At 65.8% G+C, this 19,203-nt stretch carries 17 protein-coding genes and 2 tRNA genes; 10 read left to right on the top strand and 9 right to left on the bottom strand.

Going from position 1 to position 19,203, the window contains the following annotated elements; all coding sequences use genetic code 11:
* Window positions 1–32 precede the first annotated feature (32 nt).
* The 5 genes from BM075_RS06195 to BM075_RS06215 all read right to left on the bottom strand — a co-directional run bounded on the left by BM075_RS06195 (window position 33) and on the right by BM075_RS06215 (window position 5,468).
* The gene (locus BM075_RS06195; RefSeq protein ID WP_093359776.1) at window positions 33–1,817 is read right to left on the bottom strand and encodes a peptidoglycan D,D-transpeptidase FtsI family protein; all 1,785 of its coding nucleotides are present in this window, start codon (window positions 1,815–1,817) and stop codon (window positions 33–35) included.
* Entirely contained in the window at window positions 1,814–2,170 is a 357-nt protein-coding gene (gene ftsL / locus BM075_RS06200; protein ID WP_093359777.1) for a cell division protein FtsL, read from the bottom strand. The genes BM075_RS06195 and ftsL overlap by 4 nt, the downstream gene beginning before the upstream one ends.
* Window positions 2,167–3,177 (bottom strand): 16S rRNA (cytosine(1402)-N(4))-methyltransferase RsmH, encoded by a 1,011-nt coding sequence (rsmH, locus tag BM075_RS06205; RefSeq protein ID WP_093359778.1) that lies wholly within the window; start codon window positions 3,175–3,177, stop codon window positions 2,167–2,169. Before rsmH ends, ftsL begins: the two co-directional genes overlap by 4 nt.
* Window positions 3,178–3,180: 3 nt before the next feature.
* On the bottom strand, window positions 3,181–3,684 hold the full coding sequence (mraZ, locus tag BM075_RS06210; protein WP_093359779.1) for a division/cell wall cluster transcriptional repressor MraZ: 504 nt from the start codon (window positions 3,682–3,684) through the stop codon (window positions 3,181–3,183).
* A 701-nt stretch (window positions 3,685–4,385) separates the two neighbouring features.
* On the bottom strand, window positions 4,386–5,468 hold the full coding sequence (locus BM075_RS06215) for an Mrp/NBP35 family ATP-binding protein (protein WP_093359780.1): 1,083 nt from the start codon (window positions 5,466–5,468) through the stop codon (window positions 4,386–4,388).
* 1,248 nt (window positions 5,469–6,716) lie between these two features.
* Here BM075_RS06215 and BM075_RS06220 point away from each other — a divergent pair.
* A complete protein-coding gene (locus BM075_RS06220) occupies window positions 6,717–6,926 on the top strand; it encodes a DUF1127 domain-containing protein (protein WP_093359781.1) in 210 nt (69 codons plus the stop codon).
* 281 nt (window positions 6,927–7,207) lie between these two features.
* Window positions 7,208–7,429 carry a DUF1127 domain-containing protein gene (locus tag BM075_RS06225; protein ID WP_093359782.1) on the top strand — a complete coding sequence of 74 codons (222 nt, stop codon included), beginning with the start codon at window positions 7,208–7,210 and terminating at the stop codon, window positions 7,427–7,429.
* Window positions 7,430–7,616: 187 nt separating this feature from the next.
* On the opposite strand, the gene BM075_RS06230 is transcribed toward BM075_RS06225, so the two are convergent.
* Window positions 7,617–8,030 (bottom strand): response regulator, encoded by a 414-nt coding sequence (locus tag BM075_RS06230; RefSeq protein ID WP_093359783.1) that lies wholly within the window; start codon window positions 8,028–8,030, stop codon window positions 7,617–7,619.
* 72 nt (window positions 8,031–8,102) lie between these two features.
* Window positions 8,103–10,544, bottom strand: coding sequence for an ATP-dependent helicase (locus BM075_RS06235; RefSeq protein WP_093359784.1), 2,442 nt, complete (start codon window positions 10,542–10,544; stop codon window positions 8,103–8,105).
* A gap of 268 nt (window positions 10,545–10,812) precedes the next feature.
* Between BM075_RS06235 and BM075_RS06240 the strand changes: the two genes are divergently transcribed.
* Together BM075_RS06240 and BM075_RS06245 are read left to right on the top strand one after the other, a co-directional pair.
* Window positions 10,813–14,253: a pyruvate carboxylase gene (locus BM075_RS06240; RefSeq protein ID WP_093359785.1), complete on the top strand. Its 3,441-nt coding sequence runs from the start codon at window positions 10,813–10,815 to the stop codon at window positions 14,251–14,253.
* Between the two features lie 36 nt (window positions 14,254–14,289).
* Entirely contained in the window at window positions 14,290–14,676 is a 387-nt protein-coding gene (locus tag BM075_RS06245) for an MAPEG family protein (RefSeq protein ID WP_093359786.1), read from the top strand.
* A gap of 1 nt (window position 14,677) precedes the next feature.
* Here the strand turns inward: BM075_RS06245 and BM075_RS06250 are convergent, their stop codons facing one another.
* Window positions 14,678–15,244, bottom strand: a complete 567-nt coding sequence (locus tag BM075_RS06250) for an NADPH-dependent FMN reductase (protein WP_093359787.1) — start codon at window positions 15,242–15,244, stop codon at window positions 14,678–14,680.
* A 216-nt stretch (window positions 15,245–15,460) separates the two neighbouring features.
* On the opposite strand from BM075_RS06250, the gene BM075_RS06255 reads away from it, so the two are divergent.
* The 5 genes from BM075_RS06255 to hisA all read left to right on the top strand — a co-directional run bounded on the left by BM075_RS06255 (window position 15,461) and on the right by hisA (window position 17,897).
* Window positions 15,461–15,535 (top strand) — tRNA-Gly (locus tag BM075_RS06255).
* Window positions 15,536–15,612: 77 nt separating this feature from the next.
* Window positions 15,613–15,687: transfer RNA gene (locus BM075_RS06260), tRNA-Gly, on the top strand.
* 121 nt (window positions 15,688–15,808) lie between these two features.
* The gene (gene hisB, locus BM075_RS06265; protein ID WP_093359788.1) at window positions 15,809–16,396 is read left to right on the top strand and encodes an imidazoleglycerol-phosphate dehydratase HisB; all 588 of its coding nucleotides are present in this window, start codon (window positions 15,809–15,811) and stop codon (window positions 16,394–16,396) included.
* Between the two features lies 1 nt (window position 16,397).
* The gene (gene hisH / locus BM075_RS06270; RefSeq protein ID WP_093359789.1) at window positions 16,398–17,039 is read left to right on the top strand and encodes an imidazole glycerol phosphate synthase subunit HisH; all 642 of its coding nucleotides are present in this window, start codon (window positions 16,398–16,400) and stop codon (window positions 17,037–17,039) included.
* 123 nt (window positions 17,040–17,162) lie between these two features.
* Window positions 17,163–17,897: a 1-(5-phosphoribosyl)-5-[(5-phosphoribosylamino)methylideneamino]imidazole-4-carboxamide isomerase gene (hisA, locus tag BM075_RS06275; RefSeq protein ID WP_093359790.1), complete on the top strand. Its 735-nt coding sequence runs from the start codon at window positions 17,163–17,165 to the stop codon at window positions 17,895–17,897.
* Here hisA and BM075_RS06280 read toward each other — a convergent pair.
* Window positions 17,872–18,315: a DUF302 domain-containing protein gene (locus BM075_RS06280; RefSeq protein WP_093359791.1), complete on the bottom strand. Its 444-nt coding sequence runs from the start codon at window positions 18,313–18,315 to the stop codon at window positions 17,872–17,874. The genes hisA and BM075_RS06280 overlap by 26 nt on opposite strands.
* Window positions 18,316–18,422: 107 nt before the next feature.
* On the opposite strand from BM075_RS06280, the gene hisF reads away from it, so the two are divergent.
* On the top strand, window positions 18,423–19,184 hold the full coding sequence (gene hisF, locus BM075_RS06285) for an imidazole glycerol phosphate synthase subunit HisF (protein ID WP_093359792.1): 762 nt from the start codon (window positions 18,423–18,425) through the stop codon (window positions 19,182–19,184).
* The last annotated feature ends 19 nt before the right edge of the window (window positions 19,185–19,203 follow it).

The following is a 19,203-nucleotide window of genomic DNA, read 5'->3' on the forward strand; positions in this document are numbered from 1 at the left end:
TTTTCGGCCCTTTTGCCGGGAGCGTCCACCGGTCAATTCGAGGCGCGCATCAGCACGGCCTCCTCACCGGGCTCCGGCTCGGGGTGCAGGCCCAGGAGCGGCGCGGTGCGGCGGATGATCTCCGCAGCCACGGGGACGGCCGTCCACCCGGCGGTGCGGCGCGGTTTCGGGCCGGAGCTTTCCACCGGTTCGTCGAGCGTCACGACGAGCACGTACTTGGGATCGTCCGAGGGGAAGACGCTGGCGAAGGTGGCGATGACCTTATCGTCGTAATATCCGCCCTGGGGCTTCGGCTTGTCGGCGGTGCCGGTCTTGCCGGCGACGGAGTAGCCCGGCACGTCCCCGAAGCTGGCGGTGCCGCGGCTGACGACGGCGCGGAGCATCTTGCGGGCCGCCGTCGAGGCGCGTTCGCTCACAACCCGCTCGCCCCCCTGCGGCGCCGGCTGGCGGAGCAGGGTCGGCGTGATCCGGGTGCCGCCGTTGAGCAGCGAGGCGTAGCCCGCGGCAAGGTGCACGGGGCTGGAACTGAGGCCGTGGCCGTAGGAGATGGTGATGGTGTTGATCTCCGTCCAGCGCGGGGGAAGCAGCGGCTTGCCGGTGGGCGCTTCGACCATTTCCAGCGACGTCGGCTCCAGGAAGCCCAGCTTGCCCAGAAAGGCCTTCTGGCGCTCCCCGCCGATGGCCAGCGCCATCTTCGCGGTGCCGACGTTGGAGGAGTTCACAATCACATCGGTGACGGACAGCTTGCCGTAGTTCTTGCCGTGGAACTCCTTGATCTTGAACTTGCCCCACCGCATCGGCGCGTTGGCGTCGATGATGGTGTCGGGGCCGACAAGGCCGAGGTCCATCGCCTGTGCGGCGGTGAAGATCTTGAACACCGAGCCAAGCTCGTAAACGCCCTGCACCGCGCGGTTGAAAAGCGGGCTGTCGCCCGGATCGCCCTTCACCAGCGGGCGGGGCCGGTCATTTGGATCGAAGTCCGGCAGGGAGATCATGGTGAGAATCTCGCCGGTGTGGACGTCCATCAGCACGGCGCTCGCGCCCTTGGCGTTCATGAGCCTCATGCCGCCTTCGAGCACTTCACGGGTGGCGGCCTGAACGGTGAGGTCGATCGACAACTGCAACGGCGCGCCGTTGTTGGCGGGATCGCGCAGCCAGGCGTCGAATTTCTTTTCCACGCCGGCGGTACCCACGACCTCGGCCGAATGGACGCCCTCGCGGCCGAAACTCGCGCCGCCCAGGACGTGCGCGGCGATCCGGCCGTTGGGATAAAGGCGCATTTCGCGCGGACCGAACAGCAGGCCGGGTTCACCGATGTCGTGCACCGCCTGCATCTGCTCCGGGCTCAGTTTCTTCTTGATCCACAGGAACTTGCGCTTGCCGGTGAAGTCCTTCATCAGGCGCGCCTCGTCGAGATCCGGGAAGATCTGGATCAGCTCGTGCGCGGCGCGTTGCGGATCGACCAGGTCGCGGGTCTGGGCATAGAGGGAATGGGTGGAGAGGTTGGTCGCCAAGATGCGGCCGTTGCGGTCCACGATGTTCGCGCGCTGCGCCACGATGTCGGAACCGAGGGAGGCGACCTGCGTCTCGGAGGGCTCGCTGGCAGCCAGCAGGCCCATCCGCACGCCGACGACAGAGAAGGCACAAAAAAAGAAGAGCGCGAGCGCCAGCAGCCGCCCCTCGGCCCGGTGGCGCATCCGGTCGCGGTCCGCCTCGTGGCGGAGGCGCAGGTTCTCGCGCTCGATGGCGTCCGGGTTCTCGCCCTTTTCGCGCGCCGAAAGGATGCGCGCGAGCGGCCGCAGCGGCGTGCGCGTCATGGGAACTCTCCCCCCACCTGAAGCTGACCGGCGATCTCGATCGGCGTGGTGATCGGAAGGGTCGGCGGCGGCGGGAAGGCCACCTGCTCCAACGCGCTGAACTGCTCCGGCTCCAGCGGGAGGAGGCCCAGCCGGTCGAAATTGATCTCCGCCAGTTCGGCCAGCCGGTCGGGCCGGTTGAGATAGGCCCATTCGGCTTCCAGCACCGCCAGGCTCTCGCGCAACTCACCGATCTCGCGCTTGAGCTGCGCGGATTCCTTCAGCGCGGCCTGGGTCTGGTAGTTCTCCTGGTAGGCCCAGAAAGCGAGGCCCATCACGGACAGGGCGGCCATAAGGTACAAGAACGTTTTCACAGCGTCTCCTTCCACCAGTCCTTGGGTCCGGGAAGACCCATGGCGGTTCGGTCGAGGGGGGTGACGGGGGCGGCGGTGCGTTCGGCCACACGCAACTTGGCCGAGCGAGCCCGCGGGTTTGCGGCAACTTCCGCGTCGGATGGGCCGACGGCGCGGCGGGTCAACAGGCGGAACTGCGCGGCCGTCTCTTCGGTTTCGGGGGCATAGCGGTTGGCACGGCCACCGCCGCCCGAGCGGGCCTGCAGGAACCGCTTCACGACGCGATCCTCCAGCGAATGAAAGGTCACGACGGCCAGCTTGCCGCCGGGTTGCAATGCGCGTTCGGCGGCCTCGAGCCCGGCGATCAGTTCGCCGAACTCGTCGTTCACGGCGATTCGGATCGCCTGGAAGCTGCGTGTGGCGGGATGGACCTGTCCCGGGCGCGGGCGCGGCAGGCAGGCGGCAACGGCCTCGGCCAGTTGCAGCGTGGTCTCGAAGGGGCGCACGGCGATGATGGCGCGCGCGATGCGGCGAGACGCGCGTTCCTCCCCATAGTGGTAGAGGATGTCGGCCAGATCGGCCTCGGGCAGCGTGTTCACGAGGTCGGCCGCCGACGGCCCCTCCCCGCTCATGCGCATGTCCAGCGGGCCGTCTTTCTGGAAGGAAAATCCGCGCTCCGCCTGGTCGAGCTGCATCGAGGACACGCCGAGATCCAGCACCACGCCGTAGAGAGGCGCGTCAGCGAATGTGTCCAGCTCCGAAAAGCGCCCCTCGACGAGGGTCAGGCGGTCGCCGAATTCGGCTTGCATCGGCGCGGCCATGGCGAGCGCGCTCGGGTCCCGGTCCACGCCGATGACCCGCTCGGCCCCCGCCTCCAGCAGGCGCCGGGTGTAGCCGCCCGCGCCGAAGGTCCCGTCCAGCCACAGGCCGGACACCGGCGAGACCGCCTCGATCAGCGGGTCGATCAGGACGGGAACATGCGGCGGGTGGGAATCGTGGGAGTCAGGGGGGCGGGCAGCGGCAGCCATCGGTCAGTCCGCACCTCCCGCAAGCAGGGTGAGCGGATCGACGTCGTCGGGAAGCTCGTCGAACATCGCCTCGGTCTGCGGTTCGACTTCCTGCTCGTAGGTCTCCGGTTTCCAGATGTGGAAGGTGTCGTGCGCGGCGATGAAGAACGCCTCGTCCTCCAGCCCGATCATGTCGCGAATGTGCTGCGGAATCAGCAGCCGGCCGTTTTCGTCGACGCTCGCGGGGTGGGATTGTCCGTTGAAGTAGTTTTCCATGTCGCGGCGGGTCTTGGAGCCGCGGGGCAAGGCTGCGATCTTGGCGTCCACTTCGGCGGCCGCCTCCATCGTGTAGCATTCCAGAAAGCCCTTGCGGCGGGCGATACCCCAATGAAGCACCAGGTTCGGTTGCAGTCCCTCGGTCCAGTCAGGGTCGCCCGCCTCGAGCACACGGCGGAAGGGGGCAGGCACGGAGACCCTGCCTTTTCCATCCACCTTGTGGCGGCCTCGACCTCTGAAAACTCGCGCCAAGGGACGCGCTCCTATCTGCCTCTGTGTCGCCTCGCAGGGCCGGGTGGCCCAGAAACGAAAACGGCGGATCAGACTGCTGCCACTGTCTGATCCGCCGCCCTCGTCCCATCACTGGGTTGGTCCGATCACGCGCGCCACCCGGGGGGATGTCTGCTCGCTCGCGCGCCGGATCTCTTTTTTTCGACGAGTGTGGGTGCCTGTATGAAACCTGGCTGGGGAAGCCTGTCGGGGTCTTCTGCCCCTTTGTCTGTGCCCGTCCTCATCGTGTGAAAACGTTATGCCTGCCCCCAACGTAGAAATCAATAACACTTTCTCCCACCCTGCCCCACTACGTGCCCCAGAAGTCACAGATCGCGGTCTGACCCCGCCAGGATCGGGCATTTATAGGCCTATGGGCAATTTTGAACACTAGATGTGGACCGTTCGGGCGACGGAAAAAATCGACCCGCTGGTGGGAGACACTGCCTTCCCAGCGGTGGTCACGGGCGAATCCGGAGGGACTCGGCGGCGGGGTGGCAGGGATTCCCAAGGAATCACGGGCTGAACACGGCCGATTCCCGAAATCGTGATTCGACGCGGGCCCACGTCGTTCCATCGCGGTGGCACGATTTCCCATCGGGGGCATGATTTCCCATGCCCGCCCCAAACGACAACGGGAGGGGCGCGCCCCTCCCGTCGATCTCAGTCTGTATGGATGAGTGTCAGGCCATGCCGCCGCCGACCAGTCGGGCGGCGATCGTGGCGTAGGCATCGGCGGCCTGGGTGTCGCCGAGGGCGACCGGCGTTCCCGCATCGCCGGCAAGCCGCGTCTCCAGTTCCAGCGGCAGCGCGCCGAGGAAGGGCACGCCGATCCGCTCTGCCTCCGCCATCACGCCGCCGTGGCCAAAGAGGTGCGCCTCGTGCCCGCAGTTGGGACATATATAAGTAGACATGTTCTCGATCAGCCCGAGCACCGGCACGCGGAGCTTCTCGAACATGTCTATGGCGCGCCGGGCATCTATAAGCGCCACGTCCTGCGGCGTGGACACCACCAGCGCGCCTGCGAGCTTGTACTTCTGACCGAGAGTAAGCTGCACGTCCCCCGTTCCCGGCGGCAGGTCGATAATGAGCACGTCGAGGTCCCCCCAGGCGACATCGCCCAGAAGCTGCTGCAAGGCCCCCATCAGCATCGGGCCGCGCCAGATCACCGCCTCGGCCTCCTTCAGCAGCGCGCCGATGGACATGAGGGTGACGCCGTGGGCGTGCAGGGGCTCGATCGTCTTGCCGTCCGGGGAGGCGGGCCGCTGGGTGGTGCCCATCATGCGGGGTTGGGAGGGACCGTATATATCGGCATCCAGCAGCCCCACGCGCCGCCCCTGCCGGGCGAGCGCCACGGCGAGGTTGGCGGAGACGGTGGACTTTCCGACCCCGCCCTTGCCGGAACCGACCACGAGGATGCGGTCGATACCCGGCACGGAGGCGGGTCCGGCGGCTCCCTTCGTGGGATGGCGTCCCACCTTGAGGCCCTGCGGCGGCGCGCCGGCCCCTGCTGCCGGGCCGTGGGCCGTGAGCACCACCGAAACGGACGTCACCCCGTCAAGCGCCGCCACGGCCGCCTCGGCAGCCTGCCGCGCCGGCTCCATGGCGCGCGCGGCCTCCGGCGACGGCGCCTCCAGCACGAATTTCACCGCACCCGGCGAATCAACTGTCAGCGCGCGCACCATGTCTCGCGAGACAATATTGCCACCATCGGGCAGATTTATGGCCTCAAGCGTCTTGACAATGCTATCCCGTGTAACCGTCATCTTCCCGTCCAATCACCCAAATCGTCGCTCAGACCTACCGCCCCACGCGGCAGACGCAAGCCTGCGATCACCATCCGCCCAATTGCTAGGCCAGTCGCCTAAAATATAGGTCAGCATCACGTATGCAATTGCCGCATGGCGGCGTTGAGGTTTCGGTGAATTGCGAAACCGGGCGTCATGGCTATTTTGGATGACAACAGCAGCGCTAACATAGAGGACGTTGGCGCTAACAACCCGGAACGAGGTTGCCGCCTACGTCAGGCGACCTAAGCACCGGGAAGCCGGTCGAACGGCACACGAGATAGAGTTTCAGAAACCCGTCCTCCTCCCTGGGTTTTCTGAATAGGCGGCGACACCTTCCTCCTCCCTGGTGTCGTCGCCCCCTAATACCGCCCGCAAGGGCAGACATACGGAGCCTACACCCCTCCTCCTCCCTGGGGCACGGTTTCGGCGGCGGCACCCTCCTCCTCCCTGGTGCGCCGCACCTTACACAGCCCGCAAGGGCAGACATACGGAGCCTATCCCCCTCCTCCTCCCTGGGGCACGGTTTCGGCGGCAGCACCCTCCTCCTCCCTGGTGCGCCGCACTCTACATCCCCGGCCCGTCCGGGATCGCGCAAAGGACGCGCGAAAGACAAAGGATCAGAGAACCCGTCCTCCTCCCTGGGTTTTCTGCTACAGGCGGTGGCACACTCCTCCTCCCTAGTGCCACCGCCGCAAATTCCGCCAGTTCGCTGGCGACCGGTCTCAGAGAACCCGTCCTCCTCCCTGGGTTGTCTGAATGTAGGCGGCGACACCTTCCTCCTCCCTGGTGTCGCCGCCCTTTTATTTTCCGCACCTCGTCTCTTCGTGCCTTGCTTGGGCGACTCGCTTCCGGCGGCAGCAATGGCTGCGCCCAGCCAATCCGTGCGACAGGCCCTTACCCACGTCACTGCAACCCGCACCGTGCCGGCCGCGACAGGTGCGGACCATCTGGGGCTGCGCCGCCCCCATGCGCCGAGAGAAACGAGGCAGTCCTCAGGCTGCTGAATCGCATGGCGGAAAATAGGATGGGATGACGAGACCCACGGCGTTTGCCGTTTCCGCATCCCGAATGCTGCATAGCAGCATTGACGATTGCGGCGATTGTAGCTCCGCAGAAAGTATCTACTTTACTCAGCGAAGATAGCGCTAACAGACCTATTCGGGTTTGGGCGTTCACGGAAATCAGTGCGGTACGCCGCCGAAACAATTGGAAGGAATTGGTACAATGGGAAACGCGACCTGCAATTCCGCTGTGCATGTTGGAAATGGCGCTCCGGGCGTTCTCGGACTCATCCGCGCCCGCTTTGAGCAATACAAGACCTATCGTCAAACCCACCGCGAACTGTCCTCGCTGACGGATCGCGCGCTGAGCGACCTGGGTCTGAGCCGGTCCATGATCAAGTCCCTGGCCCGCGAAGCGGCCTACGGCGCCTGATAGGGCCATGAATTCCGGAAACCCGTCCTCCTCCCTGGGTTCTCCGGATCGGCGGCGGCGTCTCCTCCTCCCTGACGCCGTCGCCAACTTGGTTACGCTAACGTCATACCTCCCACGCCTTTACTGTGCACGGAATGCATGGCGGAACTGACAAGACTGGGGCTACCGCAAGACGCGCGAAAGCCTTAGTTCATTACCAACGAGAGCGCTAACAGACCTCCCACAGAGCTCTCCACAACCGGGCCGGAAAGGGTTTTCGGCCAAATCCGAGGAAGACCAAGATGACCTATGTCCACACTGAAGCCCGCCAAAACGTCGGCCTGGTTTCCAGCTGGTTCTCGGGCATGCTCGACGAGATGAAAGCGAACGCCAAACGGTACAAATGCTACCGCGCGACGCTGAACGAACTGAAAGCGATGAGCAATCGTGAACTGGACGATATCGGGATCAGCCCACTGTCGATCCGCGACGTTGCCCGCGACGCCGCCAGAATGGCTGCCTGATAGAAAAAAAGAATTTCGAATATCGGACGGTACCTCCCTCCCTAACCGCTCCGATACCATCGCGGCCGCGCCAATCCTCCCTGGCGCGGCCGTTTTTTTATTTTTCGGGTTGGGTTTTGATCCGGCAAACCGGCGATGGCGCATTAATCGTCACGGAAATTCAATTTCCAGAATTCCGGAGACTGCCTCAGCAGCGGAATTCGCAAGCGCCGCTGCTTCGCGTCGAATTGGTCCCGGCGCGCCATCCGGGGGTGAGGCGTTCGCAGACGGATATGAGGTCTTCGATGTTCACAGGCTTGTGCAGGGCGGCGGCCACGGCCGGGGACATCGCGAAGAGCTTCTTTTCCGAGTAGACGGCCGAGCCACTGACGACGACCACCTTGCACCGGGGATTGCGGTAGGTCGCCAGGGTCGCGACGCCCAGGGTTTGCTTGCCGCCCATGCAGAGATCCATCAGCACCAGATCGAAGCCGACGCGCTGCAAGGCATCCAGGGCCGCGGTCTCGGTGTCCGACAGGTGGACGTCGTGGTCCATCGCCGCGAGCGACCGGGCCCACAAGGCTTGAACATTCGGGTCGTCCTGGACAACCAGTACCTTCATCACCACTCTCCGCACTGCGGTCGGCGAAAGAAGGCCAACCCGCTAACCTTCATACACCCAAAATGTCGCGGGTCAAAAGGGCACATCGCCGGCGGATGCCGCCGGGACCACGAATTTCGCCACCACCCGTTTGGCGCCGGCCTTGTCGAAGGCGATTTCGAGTTTGTCGCCCTCGATCGCCGTGACGGCGCCATAGCCGAACTTCTGGTGGAAAACGCGGTCGCCCTCGGTGAAGGCCGAAACGGCGTCCAGGTCGATCACCACGTTTCGGGTCTCCCGCGGCTGGCTCATGCCGCGCACCTCGCTGCGGGCCTGCATTCGCTTCCAGCCGGGGGAGTTGTAGACGTCTGCCCGTGAGGCCCTTTCGTGCAGATCCGAACGGGGGGCTGGCGCCGCCGCCGCCCCGTAGCCGCCGCCGTAAAGGCCGGGCGGCGTCAGAACCTCCACATGCGCTTCGGGCAGTTCGTCGATGAACCGGGAGGGCAAAGCGGACTGCCACTGGCCATAGATCCGGCGGTTGGCCGCGAAGGAGATGGTGCACAGCTCTTCCGCCCGGGTGATGCCGACGTAGGCGAGGCGCCGCTCCTCCTCCAGCCCTTTGAGGCCGGTTTCGTCCATCGCCCGCTGGGAGGGAAAAAGGCCATCCTCCCATCCCGGAAGGAAGACGGCCGGGAATTCCAGTCCCTTCGCGGCGTGGAGCGTCATCAGCGTGACCTTGGCCTCGGCGTCGTCGGTCTCGTTGTCCATGATGAGCGCGACATGTTCGAGGAACCCTTGCAGGTTATCGAAGGATTCCAGCGCCTTGACCAATTCCTTGAGGTTTTCGAGACGGCCCGGCGCCTCCGGCGTCTTGTCCTTCTGCCAGTGCTCCGTGTAGCCCGATTCCTCCAGGATCTGCTCGGCGAGTTCGATGTGGCTCACCTGAGGCCCTGCGCGGCCGGCCGCACCGGCCATGCCGACCTCCAGGTCGAGCACGTCATCGTCCGCCGGCATCCGCACCACCGGCCCGAGGGCCGCCGCGTGCCACCGGTCGATGCCGGCCAGAAGCTCCGCCAGCGCCTTGGCGCCTTTGCCGGACAGGTCCTTCGCAGCGAGCAGGATCTTTGCCCCTTCCACCAGGCTCACCCCGTTGGCACGGGCCGCGACCTGTATCTTCTGCTGAGCCTTGTCGCCGAGGCCGCGTTTTGGGGTGTTGACGATCCGCTCGAAGGCGAGGTCGTCGTCCGGGCTGACGGCGAGGCGGAAGTAGGCCATGGCGTCCCGGATCTCCATCCGCTCGTAAAAGCGCGGTCCGCCGATCACCTTATAGGGCAGACCGATGGTCAGGAACCTGTCCTCGAAGGCGCGCATCTGGTGCGACGCGCGCACGAGGATCGCGCATTCGTCGAGGGCCATGGCGCGCATTCCGCGCGTGCCCTGCCCCATCGCCTCCAGCTCCTCGCCGATCCAGCGCGCCTCCTCCTCGCCATCCCAATGGCCGATGAGGCGGACTTTCTCGCCGCCGTCGGCTTCGGTCCAGAGCGTCTTGCCGAGCCGCCCCGTGTTGGCGGAGATCACGCCGGAAGCAGCGGCGAGGATGTGCGCGGTGGAGCGGTAGTTCTGTTCCAGCCGGATCACCGTCGCGCCGGGAAAATCCTTTTCGAACCGCAGGATGTTGCCCACTTCGGCGCCGCGCCAGCCATAGATCGACTGGTCGTCGTCGCCCACGCAGCAGATGTTGCGGTGCCCGCCGGCGAGCAGGCGCAGCCAGAGGTACTGGGCGACGTTGGTGTCCTGGTACTCGTCCACGAGGATATAGCGGAACCAGCGGCGGTATTGCTCCAGAACGTCCTCGTGGCGCTGGAAGATCGTCACGACGTGCAGGAGCAGGTCACCGAAATCGACCGCGTTGAGCGTGCGCAGGCGCTGCTGGTACTCGGCGTAAAGCGCCACCGCCTTGCGGTCGAAGGCGCCGGCTTCGGCGGCGGGGACGGCGTCGGGCAGCCAGGCCCGGTTCTTCCAGTTGTCGATGACGTTGGCGAGCAGGCGCGGCGGCCAGCGTTTCTCGTCGATGCCGGCCGCGATGACGAGTTGCTTGAGCAGGCGGATCTGGTCGTCCGTGTCGAGGATGGTGAAGTTCGACTTCAGGTCGACCAGTTCGGCATGGCGGCGCAGGAGCTTGACGCAGATGGCGTGAAAGGTGCCGAGCCAGGGCATCCCCTCCACCGTCTGGCCAAGCAGGCGGGCCACCCGCTCCTTCATCTCGCGCGCGGCCTTGTTGGTGAACGTGACGGCGAGGATCTCGTTCGGACGCGCGGTGCCGGTGTTCAGCAGGTGCGCGATTCGCGTGGTCAGCGCCTTGGTCTTGCCGGTGCCGGCGCCGGCCAGCATCAGCACCGGCCCCTCCAGCGCCTCGACCGCCTCCCGCTGGGCCGGGTTCAGGTCGTCCAGATACGCCGCCGGGCGCACCGCCATTGCGCGCTGCGACAGGGGGACGGCGGCCTCGAAGGCCTCGCTTTCGTCGAAACTGCTCATGGCGCGAAAGGTAACGCCAGAAGGGACGAAGGAAAAGAACTGTTCGCAGAATGTTCGCGAACGCGCCGGTCTCGGGACGGTATGAAAGCGGGGTCGCTCCCCTCTCCGCCCGGCCAGCCCACCGCAGGTGCGTGGCCCAACGGGAGGAGGCGCATCTTCGATGCGTCGACGACGGGCGGGAGGGCTCCGTCGTTTGAGTGGCGTGGAATCGTTTACCTCTCCGCGAAACCTCCCTACAACTTTCTGCGACCGCAAAAGGGAGCCGGTAATGCCAGAGTTCAAGAAGATCCTCGTGGCCAACCGCGGCGAGATCGCGATCCGCGTGATGCGCGCCGCCAGCGAGATGCGCAAACGCACCGTGGCCATCTATGCCGAGGAGGACAAGCTCTCGCTACACCGCTTCAAGGCGGACGAGGCCTATCGGATCGGCGAGGGTATGGGCCCTGTCGCCGCGTATTTGTCCATTGAGGAGATCATCCGGGTCGCCCGCGCCTGCGGGGCGGATGCGATCCACCCCGGCTATGGATTGCTGTCCGAGAACCCCAATTTCGTGGACGCCTGCACCGAGGCCGGCATCGCATTCATCGGCCCGCGGGCGGAGACGATGCGCCAGCTCGGCGACAAGGCCAGCGCCCGGCGGATCGCGATGGAGGCCGGCGTGCCGGTGATCCCGGCGACCGAGGTGCTGGGCGACGACATGGCGGAGATCAAGCGCCAGGCCGCGGAAATCGGCTATCCGTTGATGCTCAAGGCCTCCTGGGGCGGCGGCGGCCGGGGGATGCGGCCGGTCCTGTCGGAAGACGAGCTGGCGGACAAGGTGCTGGAAGGCCGGCGCGAGGCAGAGGCCGCCTTCGGCAATGGCGAGGGCTATCTGGAGAAGATGATCACCCGCGCCCGCCACGTGGAGGTGCAGATCCTCGGCGACAGCCAGGGTCACATCTATCACCTGTGGGAACGGGATTGCTCCGTACAGCGGCGCAACCAGAAGGTGTTGGAGCGCGCGCCGGCGCCGTATCTGTCCGGCGCGCAGCGCGAGAAGCTTTGCAGCCTCGGCCGGAAGATCTGCGAGCATGTGGGCTACCAATGCGCGGGCACGGTCGAGTTCCTGATGGATATGGAAACCGGCGAGTTCTACTTCATCGAGGTGAACCCGCGCATCCAGGTCGAGCATACCGTGACCGAGGAGGTGACGGGCATCGACATCGTCCGTGCGCAGATCCTCGTCACCGAGGGCAAGAGTCTGGTGGAGGCGACCGGGATCGCCAGCCAGTACGACGTGACGCTCGACGGCCATGCCATGCAGTGCCGGATCACCACCGAGGACCCGCGCAACAACTTCATCCCCGACTACGGCCGGATCACCGGGTATCGCGGCGCCACGGGCATGGGGGTACGGCTGGACGGCGGCACCGCCTATTCCGGCGCGGTTATCACCCGCTACTACGACTCGCTGCTGGAAAAGCTGACCGTCTGGGCGCCGACGCCCGAGGCGACCATCGCCCGCATGAGTCGCGCGCTGCGCGAGTTCCGGGTGCGGGGGGTGGCGACCAACATCAACTTCGTCGACAACCTGCTGCAGCACCCGAAATTCCTGAACAACGAGTACCACACGAAGTTCATCGACGAGTCGCCTGAGCTGTTCCAGTTTCCGCGCCGCAAGGACCGGGCGACGAAGCTGCTGCATTACATCGCCGACACCACCGTCAACGGCCACCCCGACGTGGCCGGCCGCCCCAAACCGCCCGAGGACATTCGCGACCCCGCCCTGCCGCCGCTGCAGACCCAGTTTCCGGTGCCCGGCACGCGCAACATTCTGGAGGAGTTCGGCCCGCAGGCCGTGGCCGACTGGATGGCGGAGCAGAAGCGGCTGCTCATCACGGACACGACGATGCGCGATGGCCACCAGAGCCTGTTGGCCACGCGGATGCGCTCGCTCGACATGATCCGCGCCGCGCCTGCCTATGCGGCGAACCTGCCGCAGCTCTTCTCGGTGGAATGCTGGGGCGGCGCGACCTTCGACGTGGCCTACCGCTTCCTGCAGGAGTGCCCCTGGCAGCGCCTGCGCGATTTGCGCGAGGCGATGCCGAACCTCATGACGCAGATGCTGCTGCGGGGCGCGAACGGCGTTGGGTACACGACTTATCCCGACAATGTCGTGCGCGCCTTCGTCAAGCAGGCCGCCGAGACGGGCATCGACGTGTTCCGGGTGTTCGACAGTCTCAACTGGGTCGAGAACATGCGCGTGGCGATGGATGCCGTGATCGAGGCCGAGAAGGTCTGTGAGGGCACGGTCTGCTACACCGGCGACATTCTGAACCCGGATCGGGCGAAGTACGACCTGAAGTACTATGTTTCCATGGCGTCGGAACTGAAGGAGGCAGGCGCCCATATCCTCGGGGTGAAGGACATGGCGGGCCTGCTGAAGCCCGCCGCCGCGCGCATTCTCATCAAGGCGCTGAAGGAGGAAGTGGGCCTGCCCATCCACCTGCACACCCACGACACCGCCGGAATTGCGTGCGCCACCATCCTCGCCGCCTCCGAGGCCGGCGTGGATGCGGTGGACTGCGCAATGGACTCCTTCTCCGGCAATACCTCCCAGGCGACGCTCGGCACCATCGTCGAGGCGCTCGCTCACACCGACCGCGATCCCGGGCTGGACATCGAGGAGGTGCGGCGGATCTCGAACTACTTCGAGGCGGTGCGCGGCCATTACGTTGCCTTCGAGAGCAGCATGCAGGCGCCGGCCTCCGAGGTTTATCTGCACGAAATGCCGGGCGGGCAGTTCACCAACCTGAAGGCGCAGGCCCGGTCCATGGGTCTGGAAGAACGCTGGCACGAGGTCGCCCACATGTATGCCGAGGTGAACCGGATGTTCGGCGACATCGTGAAGGTTACGCCATCGTCGAAGGTGGTGGGCGACATGGCCCTGATGATGGTGAGCCAGGGCCTGACCCGCGAAGAGGTGGAGGACCCGGACCGCGAGGTCGCCTTCCCGCAGTCGGTGGTGGACATGATGTACGGCAATCTCGGGCAGCCCCCCGGCGGGTGGCCGAAGGCGCTGCAGGCCAAGATCCTGAAAGGCGAGAAACCCCTGACGACCCGCCCCGGCGCGGACGTTCCGCCGGTGGACCTCGAGGCGACCCGCCAGGAGGTTTCGAAGCGGCTCGACGAGGAGATCGACGATGAGGATCTGAACGGCTACCTCATGTATCCCAAGGTCTTCAGCGAATATGTCGCGCGCCACAAGGAATACGGGCCCGTCCGCGTGCTGCCGACCCACACATACTTCTATGGCATGGAGCCGGGTGACGAGATCACGCCGGAGATCGAGCCGGGCAAGTCTCTGGAGATCCGGATGCTTGCCGTATCGGAGACCAACGAGGAAGGCGAGGTGAAGGCGTTCTTCGAGCTGAACGGGGAGCCCAGGATCATCCGCGTTCCGGACCGGAAGGTGAAAAGCGCGCTCAAGGCGCGCCCGAAGGTGGACGTGGCCAATCCCAACCACATCGGTGCGCCGATGCCCGGGGTGATCGCGACGGTGGGCGTGTCGGCGGGGCAGTCCGTCTCGGCGGGCGATCTGCTGGTCACGATCGAGGCGATGAAGATGGAGACCGGCCTGCGCGCGGAACGGGACTCGGTGGTCAAGGCCGTTCACGTGCGCCCGGGCGACCAGATCGACGCGAAGGACCTGCTGGTGGAACTGGAGTAGAGCCGCGCCCGCCGGCGAACGGGAAAGGGAGCGGCCATGCTGCACGTCACGCCCATCTACGCGGGGCTTTTGGGGCTGCTGTTCGCTGCGCTGAGCCTGCGGGTCATACAGGCCCGCCGGCGCCTCGGCATCTCGCTTGGAGACGGGGGTGAGGCGGAGCTACAGCGGCGGGTCCGCAGCCAGGCGAACTGCGCCGAATATGCCCCCTTCGGCATCCTGCTGCTCGCCCTCGCGGAGCTTCAGGGAATGGCCGGCGCGTTGCTCCACCTCTTCGGCGCGATGCTGTTTTTGGGCCGTGTCGTCCACGCATGGAGCCTGGCCCAGACGCCTCAGGTCTTGCCCGCCCGCGTCGCCGGGATGGCGCTGACGTTGTTCAGCCTCATCCCGGTCGCGCTGGCGAATATCCTGATGGCGGTGATCTGACTCACGCGGCCTCGCGCAGTCCCTTGAGTGCCCGGCTCCACTTCGCGAGTTCCGCCAGCATCGTGTCCGCGCTTTTCTTGTGGATATCTTCGGCGACGAAGGCGTCGTCCTTCAGGTAGTCGAACACCATCGGGATCGTTACCTGTTCCGGAATCGGCATCATCCGCAGCGCGGTGAGCACCCCCTTGGAGGACTGCACCGACCGCAATCCGCCGGAAACGCCGCCGTAGCTGACGAAGCTCACCGGTTTGTAGGCCCACTCGTTGTAGAGGTAATCCAGAGCGTTCACCAACGTCGCGGGCATGGTGAAGTTGTATTCCGGAATGACGAGGACGAAGGCATCGCTGCCTTCGACGATTTCGCTCCACTTGCGAGTGTGCTCGTGCTGATACTTCTGCGCCTTCGGATGGTTCGGCTCGTCCAGCATCGGCAGCTCCAGCTCCGCCAGATCCGTCAGAACGGTGTCGAACCCGACCTCGTTCTCCCGAGCGTGCGCGTAGATCCAATCGCCGACAGGTTTGCCCACCCGGCCCGGCCGCGTGCTGGTGATAATGACGTTCAGCTTCATGTCATACATTCCCAAATCTATACCTGAGGTCCGGCAGATGCCGGAGCCTTCGCAGTTGCTTCCCGGTTCAACCTAAGTCGGACGCGGAGATTTCCAACGCAGCAGGCGCACAGCCCCTGTGCTCACGCGAAGGCTGCCCGCGATTTTTCGCATAGCTCCGCGTTTTCCCCTTGAAGCGTCCGGCGCCTCCCGTTAAATCCCCGCTCACTCTCGGATGCGGGCGTAGCTCAGGGGTAGAGCATTACCTTGCCAAGGTAAGGGTCGTGAGTTCGAATCTCATCGCCCGCTCCAGGAGAGAGGTTGAGGCCGGTTCTGTCGGCTTGCAACCGGCGGGCGGGGCCGCTAACCCTCGCACAGTCTCTAGGGGCGCGGGCGTAGCTCAGGGGTAGAGCATTACCTTGCCAAGGTAAGGGTCGTGAGTTCGAATCTCATCGCCCGCTCCAAAGAGAAAACCTCCCAAGACAAACGATCCTTCGCCGCCACGGCAGCGGCCTGCGCGGATGCAAGCCCTTGGAACGGCTTGGCGTCCCTTGTATGGAACGCTGGTCAGACCGGAGACGACAGATGCGCAAGGCGAAAATCGAACGGGCCACCAGTGAAACGAAGATCTCCGTCGAGGTCGATCTCGACGGCACGGGCCGCTACGACTGCAAGACGGGCGTGGGGTTTTTCGATCACATGCTGGAGCAGCTCGCCCGACATTCGCTGATCGACCTGACGGTGCGCGCCGACGGAGATTTGCATATCGACGACCACCACACGGTGGAGGACACCGGCATCGCGTTTGGTCAGGCGCTGACGCAGGCGCTCGGCGACAAGCGGGGCATCCGGCGCTACGGCTCGTTCCTGCTGGCGATGGACGACTCGCTCGTACGCGCGGCGCTGGACCTGTCCGGGCGGCCCTACCTGGTCTGGAACGTGGACTTCACCGCGGCCAAGATCGGCACATTCGACACCGAGCTGGTGCGGGAGTTCTTCCAGGCGCTATCCACCCACGGCGGGATCACCCTGAACGTCGCGCGGCTCGACGGGATCAACAGCCACCACGTGGCGGAGGCCGCGTTCAAGGCCGTGGCGCGGGCGCTGCGCGAGGCGGTTGAGCCGGACCCGCGCAAGGGTGACGAGATCCCTTCGACCAAGGGGATGCTCTGACATGCCCCTGACGGTCGTGGTCGACTACGAGAGCGGCAACCTGCACTCGGCGGAGAAGGCGTTCCAGCGGATGGCGGCAGAGACCGGCGCGGGCGACGTTGTCGTGAGCGGCAAGCCGGAGGACGTGGCCCGGGCCGACCGGATCGTTCTGCCGGGCGACGGTGCGTTCCCCTCCTGCAAGGCCGCAATCGACGGCCATTCGGGGCTGCACGAGGCGATCGAGGAGGCGGTGCGCGGCAAGGGCCGCCCGTTCCTGGGGATCTGCATCGGAATGCAGATGATGGCGACCGTCGGACGGGAGTACCAAGACACGCCCGGCTTCGGCTGGATCGGGGGCGAGGTCGTCGCGATCACGCCCGAGGACCCGGCGCTGAAGGTGCCGCACATGGGCTGGAACGACCTTGTGGTCACCGGCGCGCACCCGGTTCTGGAAGGTCTCGCGACCGGCGATCATGCGTATTTCGTCCATTCCTATCAGGTGGTTGTCGAAGACCCAGCGCACCGACTCGCCTATGCCGACTACGGCGGGCCAGTGACCGCGATCATCGGGCGGGACACCATGATCGGCACCCAGTTCCACCCGGAGAAGAGCCAGGCGGCGGGGCTGCGGCTGATCTCCAACTTCCTGAGCTGGGCACCCTGATCTCTTGCGCCCGCTGGCGGGTGGCCCTGCCCTGCACCGCCGTGGACGGTGACGTTGGGTCGCTTTGCATCTTCCCGTTCTGCATGCCAGAGACTGAACGAAAACACTAGCAAGGCCCCCACCATGATCCTCTACCCCGCGATAGACCTGAAAGACGGCAACTGCGTACGCCTGCTCAAGGGCGACATGGACAAGGCCACCGTGTTCGGCGACGACCCGGCCGCACAGGCCCGCAAGTTCGTCGATGCCGGGTGCGAATGGCTGCATCTGGTGGACCTCAACGGCGCCTTCGCCGGCCATCCGGTCAACGCCGCGGCGGTGGAGGCGATCCTGGCCGCGGTAAAGGTACCGGTGCAGCTTGGCGGTGGCATCCGGGATCTGGAAACCGTGGAGATGTGGCTCGCGAAGGGCGTCTCCCGCGTGATCCTGGGCACCGTGGCAGTCGAGGACCCCGAGCTTGTCCGGGAGGCCGCGACGCGGTTTCCGGGCAGGGTCGCCGTCGGGCTCGACGCGCGGCGGGGCAAGGTCGCCACGCGTGGCTGGGCGGAGGAGACGAAGATGACCGTCACCGACCTCGCCGGCCGGCTGGAGGGCGCAGGCATTGCCGCGATCATCTACACCGACATCGAACGTGACGGCGCCATGCAGGGGCCGAACGTCTCCGCGACCGCCGCACTGGCGCGGTCGACGACGATCCCGGTGATCGCGTCTGGCGGCGTATCCTCACTCAAGGACCTGATCGCGCTGCGCAATGCGGTCGGCATTTCCGGCGTGATCTCGGGCCGCGCGCTCTACGACGGCGCGATCGACCTGAGCGAGGCGCTGGAGGTGCTCAGGACCCCGCCGCAGCAGCCGTGAGCTTGGCCAGCGCGCCAGACATCATGCCAAGATACGGCGCGTCGGGCGCGATGTCGAGCGCGCCCAGCATGTCTTCCGGACGTTCGTAGGCGAGCCAGACCTTCCCCTCCCCATCCTCGTAGACGAGCACCCGCAGCGGCAGGAGCAGCCCCGCGCGCGGGTCGTCCTGCATCGCGGGGGTGCCGAGCTTCGGGTTGCCGAAGACCAGCAGTTGCGACGCGGCAAGCTCCAGCCCGGCGGACTGCGCCCCACCCGCATGGTCGACGCGCGCAAAGACCGTGGCGCCGGCCTGATCGACGGCAGCTTCAAGCGCATCCATGGTCGCGCCGACGTCCCCGGTGGCAGGCACCTTGATGATTTCGGAGATGGCCGGAGCGGCGACGAGGGCGGCGGCGACCGCAAGGGACAGGATTTTCATGGCTCGTTTCCTCCCGAGGTGAGCATGCAGAACGGCGCCTCTATGCTCTGGCGTCTTTGCGCCCAAGCCCATAAAACACTCCGTGATAAGCCAAGGATCGCCGCCGCATGCTCAAGACCCGCATCATTCCCTGCCTCGACGTCAAGGAGGGGCGCGTCGTCAAGGGCGTGAACTTCGTCGACCTGATCGACGCGGGCGACCCCGTGGAGGCGGCCAAGGCCTATGACGCCGCCGGTGCCGACGAACTCTGCTTTCTGGACATCAACGCCACCCACGAGAACCGGGGCACGATGTACGACCTCGCCACGCGCACGGCGGAACAATGCTTCATGCCGCTGACCATCGGGGGCGGCGTGCGGACGCCGGAAGATGTTCGCAACCTGCTGCTCGCCGGGGCCGACAAGGTCAGTTTCAACTCCGCCGCCGTGGCGGACCCCGACGTGGTCGCGCGCGCCGCGGAACGGTTCGGCAGCCAGTGCATCGTCGTGGCCATCGATGCCAAGACCGTGGCGCCGGGCAAATGGGAGATCTTCACCCACGGCGGCCGGCGGCCGACCGGGATCGACGCCGTGGAGTTTGCCCGCACGGTCGTGGCAAAGGGCGCAGGCGAGATCCTGTTGACCTCCATGGACCGGGACGGCACGCGGGCGGGTTTCAACCTGCCCCTGACGCGGGCGATCTCGGAGGCGGTCCACGTGCCCGTCATCGCGTCCGGCGGCGTGGGCACGCTGGACCATCTCGTCGAGGGCGTGACGGAGGGCGGCGCGAGCGCCGTTCTGGCGGCCTCCATTTTTCACTTCGGGGATTTTACGATACGCGAGGCCAAGGAGCATATGGCGGCGGCGGGCATTCCCGTGCGCCTGAACTGAACCGACGGGCCACGGGGGG

This window comes from Tropicimonas isoalkanivorans (genome assembly GCF_900112335.1).
Taxonomy (GTDB): domain Bacteria; phylum Pseudomonadota; class Alphaproteobacteria; order Rhodobacterales; family Rhodobacteraceae; genus Tropicimonas; species Tropicimonas isoalkanivorans.

Bases quoted from the DNA above. Each gene is read 5' to 3' on its own strand.
- BM075_RS06195 (WP_093359776.1), bottom strand. From the start codon at position 1,817: ATGACGCGCACGCCGCTGCGGCCGCTCGCGCGCATCCTTTCGGCGCGC.
- hisA (WP_093359790.1), top strand. From the start codon at position 17,163: ATGATCCTCTACCCCGCGATAGACCTGAAAGACGGCAACTGCGTACGC.
- BM075_RS06245 (WP_093359786.1), top strand. From the start codon at position 14,290: ATGCTGCACGTCACGCCCATCTACGCGGGGCTTTTGGGGCTGCTGTTC.
- BM075_RS06240 (WP_093359785.1), top strand. From the start codon at position 10,813: ATGCCAGAGTTCAAGAAGATCCTCGTGGCCAACCGCGGCGAGATCGCG.
- BM075_RS06280 (WP_093359791.1), bottom strand. From the start codon at position 18,315: ATGAAAATCCTGTCCCTTGCGGTCGCCGCCGCCCTCGTCGCCGCTCCG.
- BM075_RS06235 (WP_093359784.1), bottom strand. From the start codon at position 10,544: ATGAGCAGTTTCGACGAAAGCGAGGCCTTCGAGGCCGCCGTCCCCCTG.
- BM075_RS06250 (WP_093359787.1), bottom strand. From the start codon at position 15,244: ATGAAGCTGAACGTCATTATCACCAGCACGCGGCCGGGCCGGGTGGGC.
- BM075_RS06220 (WP_093359781.1), top strand. From the start codon at position 6,717: ATGGGAAACGCGACCTGCAATTCCGCTGTGCATGTTGGAAATGGCGCT.
- hisH (WP_093359789.1), top strand. From the start codon at position 16,398: ATGCCCCTGACGGTCGTGGTCGACTACGAGAGCGGCAACCTGCACTCG.
- BM075_RS06225 (WP_093359782.1), top strand. From the start codon at position 7,208: ATGACCTATGTCCACACTGAAGCCCGCCAAAACGTCGGCCTGGTTTCC.
- hisF (WP_093359792.1), top strand. From the start codon at position 18,423: ATGCTCAAGACCCGCATCATTCCCTGCCTCGACGTCAAGGAGGGGCGC.
- BM075_RS06230 (WP_093359783.1), bottom strand. From the start codon at position 8,030: ATGAAGGTACTGGTTGTCCAGGACGACCCGAATGTTCAAGCCTTGTGG.
- BM075_RS06215 (WP_093359780.1), bottom strand. From the start codon at position 5,468: ATGACGGTTACACGGGATAGCATTGTCAAGACGCTTGAGGCCATAAAT.
- hisB (WP_093359788.1), top strand. From the start codon at position 15,809: ATGCGCAAGGCGAAAATCGAACGGGCCACCAGTGAAACGAAGATCTCC.
- rsmH (WP_093359778.1), bottom strand. From the start codon at position 3,177: ATGGCTGCCGCTGCCCGCCCCCCTGACTCCCACGATTCCCACCCGCCG.